The sequence below is a fragment of the Stenotrophomonas maltophilia group sp. Smal13 genome, assembly GCF_030236855.1.
Classification (GTDB): domain Bacteria; phylum Pseudomonadota; class Gammaproteobacteria; order Xanthomonadales; family Xanthomonadaceae; genus Stenotrophomonas; species Stenotrophomonas maltophilia_A.
The window spans coordinates 26,491-41,212 of the sequence record NZ_JASJSQ010000020.1 but is presented as its reverse complement, the minus strand read 5'-3'; the positions used below and the strand labels follow the sequence as shown (position 1 = coordinate 41,212).

Below are 14,722 nucleotides of genomic sequence, written 5' to 3'. Positions count from 1 at the left end.
GATTCTGCGCGAGCGGCCCGGCCACGCCAACCGGCAGAGTGACTAACGACACATTCGCTATACCGAACTTCGCACTACTGTGGACTTCAACGTAGTGGAGGGCCGGTCATGTCCGAGGACGATGTCCAGCTGAAGAAGTTCCAGAAGGAGCTCAGCGCCGGAACCGTGTCGCTGGCCCTGCTGGCGGTGCTGGCCCGGGCCGGCGAACCGCTGTACGGCTACCTGATCGCCAAGGAGCTGGAGCGGGTGGGCGAGGGCGTGCTGAGCGGCAAGCAGAGCGCGCTGTACCCGGTGCTGCGCAATCTGGAGGGCGCCGGCCTGCTGGAAAGCCATGTGGAGCCGTCCAGCAGCGGGCCGCCGCGGCGCTACTACCGCATCAATGAACGTGGCCGCGAGGTGTTGGCGCAATGGCGCCAGGCCTGGCAGGCCACACGCGATTCCGTCGATTCCGTGTTGGAGGGGGTACCACAATGAACGACCCGAGCCTGGCAGGCCGAGCCCTGCCCACGACCATCCCGCAGTACCTGGCGCAGCTGCGCGCGGCGCTGGAAGGCGCCGACCCGGCGATGGTGCAGGACGCGCTGTACGACGCCGAGGAGTACCTGCGTTCGGAGTTGGCCGCGCAGCCCGGCCGCAGCGAGGCCGAGGTGATCGCTGACGTCGCCGGCAGCTATGGCGCGCCGGACGAAGTGGCCGAGATCTACCGCGAGACCGAAGTGACGGTGAACCGTGCGTTGCGCTCACCGCGTGCGGATACCGCGCCGATGCTGCGTGCGGCCGCGCAAGCGAGTGGCGTGGAGCCTGCCGCGCCGCCGCCGACGCCGGTGCAGCGCTCGCTGCTGGCGCGTTTCTTCGGCGTGGTGGCCGATCCGCATACCTATGGTGCGCTGTTCTACATGTTGCTGTCGCTGGCGACTGGCACCTTCTTCTTCACCTGGGTGGTGACCGGCCTGTCGCTGTCGCTGGGCCTGCTGATCCTGATCATCGGCATCCCGCTGACCGTGCTGTTCTTCGGTTCGGTGCGCGGGCTGGCGCTGCTGGAAGGGCGACTGGTGGAAGCGCTGCTGGGCGAGCGCATGCCGCGTCGTCCGCGCTACACCGACCGCAGCCGCACCTGGCTGCAGCGCATCGGCGACATGTTCACCGACGGCCGCACCTGGCTGACCCTGCTGTACTTCGTGCTGATGCTGCCGCTGGGCGTCATCTACTTCACCATCGCGGTGACGTTGCTGTCGCTGTCGCTGAGCCTGATCTGGGCGCCGGTCGCGGCGATCTTCAGTGGCGACATCCCCGGCGTGTACGTCAACGACGTGAACGTGCTGCCGATGGCGGCCTCGCCGCTGGTGGCAATCGCGGTTGCCGCGGCGGGCGCGCTGCTGCTGCTGCTGACGATGCACCTGGCACGCGGCATCGGCAAACTGCACGGGCTGATCGCCAAGAACCTGCTCGTGCGGCTGTAAGCGGGTGCCGACGCTCCGGTAGGTGCCAACCTTGGTTGGCACGATCCATCAGTGCAGGGGCGCTTGGCGGAATTCGCTTTGGTAGGTGCCAACCTTGGTTGGCACAATCCTTCAGATACCGGGATTCAGGGTAGAGCGCCAACCAAGGTTGGCATCTACCAGGGCGTACCGACCAAGGTCGGCACCCACCCTGGGCGAGTTACCCCGCCTTTCGCCGCAACGGGGTGACGTTGCTCTTCTTCTTCGTGACCTTCGCCGCCGGTGCTTCGGCATGCGCGGCGAAGAAGTCGCGCACCTTCGGGTACACGACTTCGCGCCAGCGACGGCCGCTGAAGATGCCGTAGTGGCCGGCACCTTCGACGATGAAATGCTCACGGCGGCCAGCGTCGATGCCGGTGCACAGCGCCTGCGCGGCTTCGGTCTGGCCGAGGCCGGCGATGTCGTCCAGCTCACCCTCGATGCTCAGCAGCGCGGTGTCGCGGATCGCCGACGGATCGACCTTCTCACCGTTGACCACCCACTCGCCACGCGGCAGCAGGAAGTCCTGGAACACCACGGAAATGGTATCCAGGTAGTACTTGGCCGGCATGTCCAGCACCGCGTTGTACTCGTCGTAGAAACGACGGTGCGCGTCGGCGTCTTCCAAGTCGCCCTTGACCAGGTCGGTGTAGAAGTCCCAGTGCGAGCTGAAGTGGCGGCTCGGGTTCATCGACAGGAAACCGGCGTGCTGCAGGAAGCCCGGGTACACGCGACGGCCGGCGCCGGGATAGCTGGCCGGCACGGTGTGGATGACGTTGTTCTCGAACCACGACAGCGGGTTCTGCGTGGCCAGGTTGTTCACTGCGGTCGGGCTGCAGCGTGCATCGATCGGGCCACCCATCATCACCAGCGTGCGCGGCGTCGGCTCGCCACGGCTGGCCATCAGCGAAACCGCGGCCAGCACCGGTACGGTCGGCTGGCACACACTCACCACGTGCAGGCGCTCCACGCCGAGGTGGCGGATGAACTCCTGGATGTAGGCGATGTAGTCGTCCAGGCCGAACTCGCCTTCGCTGGCCGGCACCATGCGCGCGTCCACCCAGTCGGTGACGTACACGCGGTGGTCGCGCAGCAGCGTGCGTACAGTATCGCGCAGCAGCGTGGCGTGGTGGCCGGACAGCGGCGCCACCACCAGCACGAACGGCTGATTGAGCATCGTGTGCAGCTGGTCGGCCTCATTGCTGTGGCGCTTGAAGCGCAGCAGCTTGCAGAACGGCTTGCTCACTTCCTCGTGCACGACGATCGGCACGCGCTCGCCATCGACGTCGATTTCGTTGATGCCCCACTCGGGCTTCTCGTAATCCTTGCCGATGCGATGGAAGAGTTCATTGACCGCCGCCAGGCGATCAGCGCCGGGCATCTGCGACCACCAGTGGCCCTGGTTGGCGAAGAACCTGGCGTTGGCCTGGGCCTGGTGCACCCAGGGGGCGAGCAGGTTGCGGGTCAGTTCGTGCAGTTGATAGAGCATGACGACCGAATATGTATGGTCATATGTTGCCGCGCAGCATATCCCATCCGGGTGTCCCGCAGGTTAAGTTGGCTGAAAATAATGAATCCGGATTCACATCCGCTCCAGCGCGGCCGTATCGCCTGCCAGAGCGGGGCCGAGCCAGCAATGCGACCCTACCGGCTGCAGACCGTGCCGGGCCAGCGTCCGCCGGTACCAGCGCGCCGGGCGGGCCTGGAAACCCTCGTGGTCGCCCTCGAACGCGTCCTCGGCGGCGAAGGTCTCCAGGAAGGCCACGCCGCCGGTCAGCTCCGCCACGCCGGCCAGTCCGGCACGCAGCTCACGGTCGGGCACGTAGTGCATCACGTCCGAGCAGATCAGCAGGTCGACCGGGGCGCAGGGCCGCAGCCAGGCGAAATCACCGAAGCGGGCCAGGTGCAGGTTGCGGGTGCGGCCGTAGCGGCGCACAGCGTACTCGCTGCTGTCGAAGCCGAGGTATTCGACCTTCGGACGCAGCTTCAGCAGCGGTGCGCGCCAGGCGCCTTCGCCACATCCGATGTCCAGCACGCTGCGGATCGGCCGTTCCAGGTAGTACTCGGCGCTGGCCACGGCCAATGCCACCTTGCGTGCCAGGCGGGCGCTGCCACCGATGTCGGCACGTCGGTACCAGCGTTGGAAGTAGGCGGCGTCGTAGGTCTTGTCCATGGGGCGGTGCACGATCGGGGAAAACGGCGCTTATCGTACGGCGTTGCGGCGTGCCATGCGTCGATGTGTCGCGGCGTGCGTGCCTGCGGCGGCCTTGCCACGGCATGCGAGAATGGCCGCCAACCTACGCCAGCCACCGGAGCGAGCGCATGCAGAGCTATTACTGGGTCAAGACCTTCCACATCGTGTTCGTGGTGGCGTGGATGGCCACGGTGTTCTACCTGCCGCGCATCCTGGTGAACCTGGCCGAGACCGCTGGCCAGCCGGCGGTGACCGAGCGCCTGCAGCTGATGGGCCTGCGCCTGTACCGTTTCGGCCACTCGATGTTCGGTCTGGCATTCCTGCTGGGTCTGGTGCTGTGGCTGGGCTACAAGGTCATTCCGGATTTCCCGACGATGGTTGCCTCGGGCGGTGCCGGTTGGCTGCATGCCAAGCTGGGGCTGGTGGTGCTGCTGCTGGTGTACTTCAGCTGGATCGGGCGCCTGCTCAAGGGCGTGGCCAAGGGCAGGGCGCTGCCGTCGTCGCGCGCGCTGCGCTGGATCAACGAGATCCCGCTGCTGGCCTTCATCCCGATCGTGTGGCTGGTGCTGGCCAAGCCGTTCTGAGATCCCGCTATCCGTAGAGCCATGCTTGGCTCTACGGGTTCGCGTGATTCTTCGCCAAAGCAGAGGCATCCACGCGTGGCGTGGATCTACTGGGTGCAGCTGTGGCTTTTGATGTTCAGGTCCGCCATGAGCGAGCCGAGCATCGCAGGTGAAACAGGGGCGAAGAGGCGCCGATGTTTGAGCGCAGCGAGTTCGGCGCCGTCCCCTGATTCACCGAGAAGCGCAGGGAACCGGTGCACGGCACCGGCTCGCGTTCGGCGGCGTGTTCTTTGGTTACTTTCTTGCACGAGCAAGAAAGTAACAAGCCGATGAATCAGGCCGCTTCGTACGTGCCGTAGCTGCGCAGGCGGGCGTAGCGCTGTTCCAGCAGCTGCTCGGTGGACAGCTTGTCCAGCGCGTCCAGCTCGTTCAGCAGCACCGCCTTCAGGCGCTTGGCCATCTGCGTCGGGTTGCGGTGGGCGCCGCCGGTCGGCTCGCGCACGACCTTGTCGACCAGGCCCAGGCTCTTCAGGCGCGGGGCGGTCAGGCCCAGCTGTTCGGCGGCATCCTTGGCCTTGCCGGCATCCTTCCACAGGATCGAGGCGCAGCCTTCCGGGGTGATGGTCGAGTACACCGAGTACTCCAGCATCACGGTGCGGTCGCCCACGCCCAGCGCCAGCGCGCCGCCGGAGCCACCTTCACCGATCACGGTGCAGATGATCGGCACCTTCAGTTCGGCCATCTCGATCAGGTTGCGTGCGATCGCTTCGGACTGGCCACGCGATTCGGCATCGATGCCCGGCCAGGCGCCGGCGGTGTCGATCAGGGTCAGCACCGGCAGGCCGAAGCGCTCGGCCATCTTCATCAGGCGCAGGGCCTTGCGGTAGCCCTCCGGCTTGGGCATGCCGAAGTTGCGCTTGATCTTTTCCTTGGTGTCGCGGCCCTTCTGGTGGCCGATCACCATCACCGAACGGCCGTTGATGCGGGCCAGGCCGCCCATGATGGCCTTGTCGTCGGCGAAGGCACGGTCGCCGGCCAGCTCCTGGAACTCATCGAACATGACGCGGAGGTAGTCCGCGGTGTACGGGCGCGACGGATGACGGGCCAGCTGCAGCACCTGCCACGAGGTCAGGTTGCGGAAGATCTGCGCGGTGCGCATGCGCAGCTTGTCCTGCAGCGCGTGCACTTCCGCCTCGACATTGACCGCCGGCCCGGCACTGGCGTTGCGCAGTTCCTGGATCTTGGCTTCCAGGTCGGCGATGGGTTGCTCGAAGTCGAGGTAGTTCGGATTCATCGGAAGCCGTCGTGTAAAGAAGAGGGGAATTCTAGCCGAATGCGTGCAAACCACCCGTACGCCTTCGTCTGGAAGGCGACGGTAGCGCAGCCGGGCAGGGGGCGCCAGTCAGCTCAGGGCACCACCAGGGCGCTGCGGCCCATCAGCTGGCTGCGCTGGGAAACGAAGTCGTTGTAGGCCTCGTTGGCCTCCCGGCCCAGCCCGCTGCCCAGGGTGGCGGTGGCCGAGGTGAAGGCCATCTGCGCGGCGAAGTCCTGCTTGCGCAGGGCCTTCTGTTCATCGGCGGTGGTGGCCTTCAGCCAGCGCGCATAGACCTCACGCAGCGGCGCGGCATGCGCCTCGAAGGCCGGCACCAGCGCCGGCAGGGTGGCCGGGGCCGGTTCCAGGCTGAACGCCGGGGCCACGTAGCCGGCCGGCTGCTCGCGCTTGAACGCACCGGGCTCGCCCATGCCTTCTTCCACGTAAGCGATGAAGTCCGGCGCGGTGAACACCTTGGCCACGATCTGGCCGCCGCTGGCGTCGACGTGGGCGACCACCTTTTCCTTGGGGAACGGTTCGCGCACGCCGTAGGTCCAGGTCTTGTCGATGAACAGGTCGTGGCGCTTCTCGAACGGGCCTTCGAAGTCGACGCCGCCCAGCTCGATGCCGGCCTTGCCGGTGCCGAAGTTCTTCAGCTTGCTCTCGTCGGTGACATAGATCTCGCGGGCGATCACGTACTCGCTGAGGGTCGGATTGATCAGGCCGCCACGACCGTCGACGTAGACGATGAAGCGCACGTCGCCGAGCTTTTCGGTGTGCAGGCGATGTTCGCCGACGGCCAGCGAAATCGGGCGCGAGCCCTGTGCGGCCACCGGCAGGTCCTTGCCATCGATGCTCAGTGCCAGCGGCGTGTCGGTCGGGTTGTCGATCTGGAACTCGACCTTCGAGGGCGAACAGGCGGCCAGGGCCAGCGCGGCGGCGAACGGGAACAGCAGGGTCTTCATCGGCAATCGTCCTTGATACATGGAACGGGAAAGCAGGGGTTTCAGCAAAACCAGGGAGCCAGCTTCAGCTGGCCCACGGCGGGCTGTAGCGCACCTTCAGGGTGCGCACGGCCGGGTCGGCGCGCAGCGCCTCCATCAGCTTGGAATCGATGCGTACCGCGCTCTGCCCGGACACATCGAGCATGCCGGCGACACCGCCCTGCGGACCCTTCAGCAGCAGGTCCAGGCGCAGCGGCGTGCGGCCGGGGCGATGGCGGTCGAGCAGGGCGTCGATGCGCTCCCAGACCGGGCGCTGCTGGCGCAGGTCCAGGCGCAGCGAGAGCCGGGTGGCGTAGTTGGCGCAGACTTCGTCGAAGTCCCAGCACTGGCGGATGCGCAGCGCGAAGCCACCGTTGAATTCGTCCTCGCGCAGGCCACCCTTGACCACCAGGATGCGGTCCTTGGTCATCAGGTGGCCGAACTCGGCCATCGCGTCGGAGAACGCGCTGCACTCGACGCGGCCACGGCCGTCCTCGAGCTGGATGAAGATCTGGCTCTCGCCCTTGCGGCGCACGCCGACCACCTGGCCGGCCAGCACGGTCTGTACTTCCGGGCGCCAGCGCTTCTCGCCGCCGCCGCCGCCGCCACTGTTGGCGCTCCAGATCTTCTCCACCGAGCCCAGGTCGTTGCCGACCAGGTCGCGCACATCGTCGCGCCAGGGATCGAACGGGTGGCCGCTGAGGTAGAAGCCCAGCGTGTCGCGCTCGCCATTGAGGCGCTGCAGCAGCGGCCATTCCTCGGCTTCAGGCAGATCCAGCTGGATCGTGGTCGCGCTCGGGTCGGGGCCACCGAACAGCGAGTTCTGCCCGGACGCACGTTCGCGCGCCATCTGGTCGGTGGCCTTGATCACTTCCGGCAGCTGCAGCATCAGCGAGGCGCGGTTATGCCCGAGCTCATCCAGTGCGCCGCAGTTGATCATCGCTTCCAGCGTGCGCCGGTTGAGCTTGGCCGAGCCGACGCGGGTGCAGAAGTCGAGCAGGTCCTTGTAGTCGCCACCCTTCAGGCGCTCGTCCACCACCGCTTCGCAGGCACCCTGGCCGACGCCCTTGATCGCGCCCAGACCGTACTGGATGGTGTCCGGGGTGACGGCTTCGAACATGAAGGCCGAGTGGTTCACCTTCGGCGGCAGCACGGTCAGGCCGAGGTTGCGCACCTCGTCGAGGAAGCCGACCACCTTCTCGGTGTTGTCCAGGTCCGAGGACAGCGTGGCCGCCATGAACTCGGCCGGGTAATGGCGCTTCAGCCATGCGGTCTGGTAGCTGACCAGCGCGTAGGCAGCGGCGTGCGACTTGTTGAAGCCGTAGCCGGCGAACTTCTCCATCAGGTCGAAGATCGCGTCGGCCTTGGCCTCGTCCACGCCGTCCTTGGCCGCGCCTTCGCGGAAGATCTCGCGGTGCTTGGCCATTTCGGCCGGCACCTTCTTGCCCATCGCGCGGCGCAGCAGGTCGGCGCCGCCCAGCGAGTAGCCGCCGACGATCTGCGCCATCTGCATCACCTGCTCCTGGTACACCATGATGCCGTAGGTGTCCTTCAGGATCGCTTCGGTGCGCGGATCGGGATAGATGATTTCTTCCTGGCCGTGCTTACGCGCGTTGAAGGAGGGAATCAGGTCCATCGGGCCGGGACGGTACAGCGACACCAGCGCGATCAGGTCTTCGAAACGGTCGGGGCGCGCGTCCTTCAGCAGGCGGCGCATGCCCGAGGATTCGAACTGGAACACCGCGCCGGTGTTGCCGTTGGCGAAGATGTCCTTGTAGGTGGGCGTGTCGTCCAGCGGGATCGCGGCGATGTCCACCGGCGGGATGCCGGCGCGCTCATGGCGCTTGTTGATCGCCTTCACCGCCCAGTCGATGATGGTCAGCGTGCGCAGGCCCAGGAAGTCGAACTTCACCAGGCCCACTTCTTCCACGTCGTTCTTGTCGAACTGGGTGACCGGGTTCTTGCCGAGGCCGTTCTCGTCGTGTTCGGCGTACAGCGGGCAGAACTCGCTCAGCGGCTCCGGCCCGATCACCACGCCACCGGCATGCTTGCCGGCGTTGCGGGTCAGGTCTTCCAGCTGCAGCGCCAGATCGATCAGGTCGCGGACATCGTCCTCGGTCTCGTAGCGCTGGATCAGTTCGGCCGACGCCATTTCCGAGCTCGGGCCTTCCTTGCCCTTGCCCAGCGCATCCTTCAGGTGGATGCCGAGGATGTTCGGGATCAGCTTGGAGACACCGTCGACCAGGCCGTACGGGAAACCGAGCACGCGGCCGGAGTCGCGCACCACCGCCTTGGCGGCCATGGTGCCGTAGGTGATGATCTGGCTGACGCGCTCGCGCCCGTACTTGCGCGCAACGTAGTCGATCACCTCGTCGCGGCGGTCCATGCAGAAGTCGATGTCGAAGTCGGGCATCGACACGCGTTCCGGATTGAGGAAGCGCTCGAACAGCAGGTTGTACGGCAGCGGGTCCAGATCGGTGATCTTCAGCGCCCAGGCCACCAGCGAACCGGCACCCGAACCACGGCCGGGGCCGATCGGAATGCCCTGGTTCTTGCCCCACTGGATGAAGTCGGCCACGATCAGGAAGTAGCCCGGGAAGCCCATCTTGATGATGGTGTTGAGCTCGAACTCCAGGCGCTCGAAATACTCTTCGCGGGTCTTGCCCGGCGCCAGTGGATTCTTCTCCAGGCGCTCTTCCAGGCCATCGCGCGACATCTTCTGGATCCAGGTGTCCAGGGTCTCGTCGTCCGGCACCGGGTAGTTGGGCAGGAAGTAGGTGCCCAGCCGCATCTCGATGTTGCAGCGCTCGGCCAGCGCCAGCGTGTTGTCGATCGCATCGGGGATGTCGGCGAACAGCGCGCACATCTCCTCGGCCGACTTCAGGTACTGCTGGTCGCTGTATTCGCGCGGGCGCTTGGGGTCGTCCAGCACGCGGCCGGTGGAAATGCATACGCGCGCTTCGTGCGCGCTGAAATCCGTCGGCGACAGGAAGCGTACGTCGTTGCTGGCCACCACCGGCAGGCCACGCTGGCCTGCGGCCATCAGCGCGAACTGGTTGAAGGTTTCTTCGCCCTCGCGGCCGGTGCGGGTCAGCTCCAGGTGCAGGCCGTCGCCGAACACGCGTTGCCAGTCGGCCAGCTGCTGCTCGGCCAGTTCATGCTTGCCGTCCAACGCCAGGCGCCCGGCCAGGCTCTGCCGGCCAGCGAGTGCGAACAGGTTGGCGTTGCCGGCCTTCAGCCAGTCCGGGTGGATTGCCACGCCGCCTTCCGGGCGATGGCCTTCCATCCAGGCGCGGGTCAGCAGGCGCGACAGGCTCAGGTAGCCCTCACGGTCGCGGCACAGCAGGGTCATCCGCCACGGGTCCTGGCCTTCCTCGGCGATCAGCACGTCGGCGCCGGCGATCGGCTTGATGCCCACGCCTTCGGCGGCCTTGTAGAACTTGACCAGGGCGAACAGGTTGTTGAGGTCGGTCACCGCCAGCGCGGGCAGGCCGAGCTCGACCGAGCGCGACAGCAGATTGGCCTGCTTGGCCTTCTTCGGGTCCGCCTGGTCGGGCTTGGCCGGCACGCGGATGGTCGAGTCCGCCAGCGAGAACTCGGTGTGGACGTGGAGATGTACGAAGCGGGAGTTGGACATGCCGGACCAGGTTGGAGCGCGCGGGCCCCGGGTGCCGACGGAGGAATCGTCGCCGGGGTCGGGAAGCGCTGGAGTGCCCGGTCAGGGTAGCGAGGGCAGGGGGAGGCGACAAGCTCTTGACGGCACGCGATATCGCATTCGCGCTCTCGCTGCCCACGGTTCGCAGGCGAACCGCGGGCCCCGTCTCACCATGCTTCCACACCCCCGCGCCCTTGGCGCGTCCCCCTGACTCAGGGGGACTGTTCCCCAGCAGGGTTGCGGCAGCCGTTCAGGTGATCGCGATGGTGGTCGCCTGCGGGGTGTCCAGGCACTCGCGCACCGGGGCGAAGCTGCGCCGGTGCTCCACGCAGGGGCCGTGCTCGCGCAGGGCGGCCAGGTGGGCCGGGGTGCCGTAGCCCTTGTGCTGCTCGAAGCCGTACTGCGGATGGCGGGCATGCACCTCCTGCATGTAGCGGTCGCGCGAGACCTTGGCCAGGATCGAGGCGGCCATGATCGCGCGGTCGATGCCATCGCCGCCGACCAGCGCCTGCGCCGGCAGTACCAGCCCCTTGGGCACCACGTTGCCATCGATGCGCGCGAAGCCGGCCACGTGGGCGACCGCTGCGACCACGTCGCGCATGCCCTGCAGGGTGGCCTGGTAGATGTTCAGACGGTCGATGGTGTCCACGTCCACCAGCACCACATGCCAGGCCAGGGCGCGCTCGATGATGCGGTCATGCAGCTGCTCGCGGCGCGCCGCGGTCAGCTGCTTGGAATCGTCCAGGCCGTTGATGCGCGGCCGTGCCGGGTCGAACACCACGGCCGCCACCGCGACCGGCCCGGCCAGCGGGCCACGACCGGCTTCGTCGACGCCGGCGACCAGGCGCTCCGGCTCGACCACCGCCGCGCCATCGAACAGGGTCAGGCTGGCCGCTGCGGCATGGCGGCGGCTCATGCCTGGGCCTGGTCGCGCATCAGCAGCTCGCCGACGGCGTCGGCGGCACGTGCCGACGCATTGCGGCGCAGGCGCTCATGCAGGCGGGCATAGGTGTCCTGCAGGTCGGTCACCCGCTGCGGGTGGTCGAACCATTGCTGGATGGCCGCAGCCAGCTTGTCCGGCGTGCAGTCATGCTGCATCAGCTCCGGTGCCAGGTCCTGGCCGGCCAGGATGTTGGGCAGGGCGAAGCGGTCGACCTTGATCAGGCCGAATGCCTTGACCAGACGGTAGGTCAGCTCGTTGACACGGTAGCCGACCACCATCGGCCGCTTCACCAGCATCGCCTCCAGGGTCGCGGTACCGGACGCCAGCACCACCACGTCGGCCGCGATCATGGCGTTGCGCGCCTGGCCGTCGAGCACATGCGAGTACGCGACCGGCAGCGCCGAGCGCGACAGCTGCTCTTCGATCAGCCGCTTGCATGCGGGGTTGGCGGCAGGCACCACCACGTGCAGGCCGGGGATGCGCTCGGAGACCTGCCAGGCGGCTTCGAAGAAGGGTTCACCGAGGCGCGAGATTTCGCCCAGGCGGCTGCCTGGCAACACCGCCAGCACCTTGGCCGACGTCGGCAGGCCAAGCGCGGCGCGCGCTTCCTCGCGGTTGCCCTGCAGGGGGATGTCATCGGCCATCGGATGGCCAACGAAGCGTGCGTCGATGCCGTGCTTGGCATAGATCGGGGGTTCCATCGGGAACAGGCACAGCACCAGGTCGGCGCTGCTGCCGATCTTCTCGGCGCGCTTCTCGCGCCAGGCCCAGACCGAGGGGCTCACGTAATGCACGGTGCGCACGCCCCGCTGCTTCAGCCAGCGTTCGATGCCCAGGTTGAAGTCGGGCGCGTCGATGCCGATGAACACGTCCGGCTGCCATTCCAGTGCACGCTGGCGAAACGCGGAACGCAGTTTGAGCAGGCGTGGCAGGTGGCGCAGTACTTCGGTCAGGCCCATCACCGCCAGCTCGCTGGCATCGTGCCAGGTCAGGCAGCCGGCGCTGCGCATGGCATCGCCACCGATGCCGGCGAACTCGGCATTCGGAAAGCGTGCCTTCAGTTCGCGCACCAGGCCCGCACCCAGCAGATCACCGGAGGCCTCACCGGCCACCAGTGCGATCCGCAACGGGCGCTCGCTGAGCACCCGCTGCGCGGGGACGCTGCCGGCCATCGAGGCCAGCGGAATCACGGCGGCGCCGGCCGGCGCCTGGCCGGTCGTGCTGCTCATCGCAGCAAGGGCCTCTCGGCGTGCTCGATGAAGTCCAGCATGGCCTTCACGTCATCGCTGTCGCGCGCCTGTTCGGTCAGCTGCACCTTGGCTTCGGCCAGTGGCAGGCCCGCCACGTACAGCGTGCGGTAGGCACGCTTGATGGCGGAAATGCGCTCGGCGTCGAAGCCGCGGCGCTTCAGCCCTTCGCTGTTGATGCCGCGCGGGCGGCCCAACGAATCGGTGCCGACCATGGTGAACGGCGGAACATCGCCATTGGTCAGCGCGCCCATGCCGAGGAAGGCATGCGCGCCGATCCGGCAGAACTGGTGGGCCCCGGCGAAGCCGCTGATGATCACGTAGTCACCCACGGTCACGTGGCCGGCCAGGGTGGTGTTGTTGGAGAACACGCAGAAGTTGCCGACATGGCAGTCATGCGCCACGTGCGTGTAGGCCAGCATCCAGTTGTCGTCGCCGATGGTGGTGATGCCGCCGCCGCCGCCGGTGCCACGGTTCAGCGTGACGAACTCGCGGAACACATTGCGGTCGCCGATCACCAGCTCGGTGCGCTCCCCTGCATACTTCTTGTCCTGGGGTTCGCCACCGACGGCTGCGTGGCCGATGAAGCGGTTGTCGCGGCCGATCTTCGTCGGGCCGTGGATGCTGCAGTGGGGGCCGATCACCGTGCCGGCACCGATTTCCACATCGGCCCCGATCAGGGTGAACGCGCCCACCTGGACGTCATCGGCCAGGCGCGCGGCCGGGTCGATGACGGCGGTCGGGTGGATCCGCGGTGCGTTGTCAGTCATTCCTGCCTCCAGTGGATCAGCCCTTGGCGCCGGCGCACATGACTTCGGCCGAGGCAACGACTTCACCGTTGACCTTGGCTTCGCCGTAGTACCAGCCCATGTTGCGGATCAGGCGCTTCATCTGCACATCCAGCATCAGCACGTCGCCGGGAACGACCTGCTTGTTGAAGCGGGCGTTTTCCACCTTGACCATGTAGAACAGCTTGGACTGCGAGTCACGGCCGAGCGTGAGCTGGGTCATCACGCCACCGGCCTGCGCCAGCGCTTCGATGATCAGTACGCCGGGCATGATCGGGCGGCCCGGGAAGTGGCCCTGGAAGAACGGCTCGTTGATGCTGACGTTCTTCTGCGCAAGGATGCGCTTGGCGTCGATGTCGAGCTCAAGCACCCGGTCCACCAGCAGGAACGGGTAGCGGTGCGGGAGCAGTTCCTGGATCTGGCAGACGTCGATCGGAAGCTGCAGCGTGTCGTTCATTCTTTCTCCTTGCCAGCAGCCAGGACGCGGCGAGCCAATGCGTCCAGCTGCTTGAAGCGCGCGGCGTTCTTGCGCCACGTGCGGTTGTCGGTCAACGGGGTGCCGGACGAGTACTCGCCCGGCTCATGGATGGAATTGCGGACCACCGACTTGCCGGTGATCACGACCTTGTCGCAGATCTCGAGGTGGCCGACCACGCCAACGTGGCCGCCGAGCAGGCAGTAGCGGCCGATCTTGGCGCTGCCGGCGATGCCGGTGCAGCCGGCGATGGCCGAGTGCGCACCGATCTGCACGTTGTGCGCGATCTGCACCAGGTTGTCCAGACGCACGTCTTCGTCCAGCACGGTGTCTTCCAGCGCACCACGGTCGACGCAGGTGTTGGCGCCGATCTCGCAGTCATCGCCGATGCGCACGCCGCCGAGCTGCGGCACCTTGATCCACTTGCCGGCGTCCATGGCCAGGCCGAAGCCATCGGCGCCGAGCACGGCACCGGGATGCACACGAACCCGCTTGCCGAGCATGACCCGGGTGACCAGGGTGACCCGCGCGATCAGTTCGCAGCCGTTGTCCAGGCTGCAGTCTTCGCCGATCACGCTGCCGGTGCCGATGATGCAGTTTTCGCCGACCACGCTGCGTGCGCCGACGGAGACGAACGGGCCGATATGCGCGCTGGCGGCGACCTGCGCGCTGGGATCGATGACGGCGCTGGGGTGGATGCCCGGCGGGCGCGTCGGCGCGATGTCGAACAGCGCGGCGATCTTGGCGAAGGTGGTGTACGGGTCCTTGGCCACGAGCGCGGCGCCGGGGGCGGCCTCGGCGTCGTCGGCACGCAGGACTACCAGCGAGGCCTGGCTGTCGGCCAGCTGGGCGCGGTAGCGCGGGTTGGCGAGGAAGGTCAGCTGGCCAGGACCGGCATGGGCGAGGGTGGCCACGCCATGGATGGCGGTGGCGGGGTCGCCGTGGACCTGCAGGCCGAACTGCTCGGCGAGTTGCTGGGCGGTGTAGGTGGGAGTATTCACGGCGGGAGTTTAACGTGTGACGGCATTGCGGTCATGCGGGGTCAAAAGCGGCGCCTGCCTGATGTCCCGGGGTGATGGCGCAG

13 protein-coding genes are annotated in these 14,722 nt (G+C 67.1%); 3 read left to right on the top strand and 10 right to left on the bottom strand.

The annotated features are described in order from the left end of the window. Window positions 1–108: 108 nt before the first annotated feature. Together QRO95_RS09350 and QRO95_RS09345 are read left to right on the top strand one after the other, a co-directional pair. Complete coding sequence (locus tag QRO95_RS09350) at window positions 109–474, top strand: PadR family transcriptional regulator (protein WP_032128337.1); 366 nt, start codon at window positions 109–111, stop codon at window positions 472–474. After that, window positions 471–1,460 carry a sensor domain-containing protein gene (locus tag QRO95_RS09345; protein WP_285302378.1) on the top strand — a complete coding sequence of 330 codons (990 nt, stop codon included), beginning with the start codon at window positions 471–473 and terminating at the stop codon, window positions 1,458–1,460. Before QRO95_RS09350 ends, QRO95_RS09345 begins: the two co-directional genes overlap by 4 nt. 199 nt (window positions 1,461–1,659) lie before the next feature. Here the strand turns inward: QRO95_RS09345 and QRO95_RS09340 are convergent, their stop codons facing one another. Both QRO95_RS09340 and QRO95_RS09335 read right to left on the bottom strand, forming a co-directional pair. Then, window positions 1,660–2,967: a polyhydroxyalkanoate depolymerase gene (locus tag QRO95_RS09340; protein WP_197655704.1), complete on the bottom strand. Its 1,308-nt coding sequence runs from the start codon at window positions 2,965–2,967 to the stop codon at window positions 1,660–1,662. 93 nt (window positions 2,968–3,060) lie between these two features. Continuing rightward, window positions 3,061–3,651 (bottom strand): class I SAM-dependent methyltransferase, encoded by a 591-nt coding sequence (locus QRO95_RS09335; RefSeq protein WP_049399560.1) that lies wholly within the window; start codon window positions 3,649–3,651, stop codon window positions 3,061–3,063. A gap of 149 nt (window positions 3,652–3,800) precedes the next feature. Here QRO95_RS09335 and QRO95_RS09330 point away from each other — a divergent pair, with 149 nt between their 5' ends. Then, window positions 3,801–4,256 (top strand): CopD family protein, encoded by a 456-nt coding sequence (locus tag QRO95_RS09330; RefSeq protein WP_032128333.1) that lies wholly within the window; start codon window positions 3,801–3,803, stop codon window positions 4,254–4,256. A 313-nt stretch (window positions 4,257–4,569) separates the two neighbouring features. Here the strand turns inward: QRO95_RS09330 and QRO95_RS09325 are convergent, their stop codons facing one another. The 8 genes from QRO95_RS09325 to lpxD form a co-directional block, all read right to left on the bottom strand. Beyond that, entirely contained in the window at window positions 4,570–5,529 is a 960-nt protein-coding gene (locus QRO95_RS09325) for an acetyl-CoA carboxylase carboxyltransferase subunit alpha (RefSeq protein WP_285302375.1), read from the bottom strand. A 113-nt stretch (window positions 5,530–5,642) separates the two neighbouring features. Beyond that, on the bottom strand, window positions 5,643–6,512 hold the full coding sequence (locus QRO95_RS09320) for a hypothetical protein (protein ID WP_285302374.1): 870 nt from the start codon (window positions 6,510–6,512) through the stop codon (window positions 5,643–5,645). A 64-nt stretch (window positions 6,513–6,576) separates the two neighbouring features. Then, a complete protein-coding gene (gene dnaE / locus QRO95_RS09315; protein WP_125893833.1) occupies window positions 6,577–10,167 on the bottom strand; it encodes a DNA polymerase III subunit alpha in 3,591 nt (1,196 codons plus the stop codon). Window positions 10,168–10,435: 268 nt separating this feature from the next. Then, window positions 10,436–11,101, bottom strand: coding sequence for a ribonuclease HII (locus QRO95_RS09310; protein ID WP_197610386.1), 666 nt, complete (start codon window positions 11,099–11,101; stop codon window positions 10,436–10,438). Beyond that, window positions 11,098–12,300 (bottom strand): lipid-A-disaccharide synthase, encoded by a 1,203-nt coding sequence (gene lpxB, locus QRO95_RS09305; protein WP_100437555.1) that lies wholly within the window; start codon window positions 12,298–12,300, stop codon window positions 11,098–11,100. Before lpxB ends, QRO95_RS09310 begins: the two co-directional genes overlap by 4 nt. 53 nt (window positions 12,301–12,353) lie before the next feature. Further along, window positions 12,354–13,145: an acyl-ACP--UDP-N-acetylglucosamine O-acyltransferase gene (gene lpxA, locus QRO95_RS09300; protein WP_032128327.1), complete on the bottom strand. Its 792-nt coding sequence runs from the start codon at window positions 13,143–13,145 to the stop codon at window positions 12,354–12,356. Between the two features lie 16 nt (window positions 13,146–13,161). Further along, on the bottom strand, window positions 13,162–13,620 hold the full coding sequence (gene fabZ / locus QRO95_RS09295) for a 3-hydroxyacyl-ACP dehydratase FabZ (protein WP_032128326.1): 459 nt from the start codon (window positions 13,618–13,620) through the stop codon (window positions 13,162–13,164). After that, a complete protein-coding gene (gene lpxD, locus QRO95_RS09290) occupies window positions 13,617–14,639 on the bottom strand; it encodes a UDP-3-O-(3-hydroxymyristoyl)glucosamine N-acyltransferase (protein WP_285302373.1) in 1,023 nt (340 codons plus the stop codon). The genes fabZ and lpxD overlap by 4 nt, the downstream gene beginning before the upstream one ends. Between the last annotated feature and the right edge of the window lie 83 nt (window positions 14,640–14,722).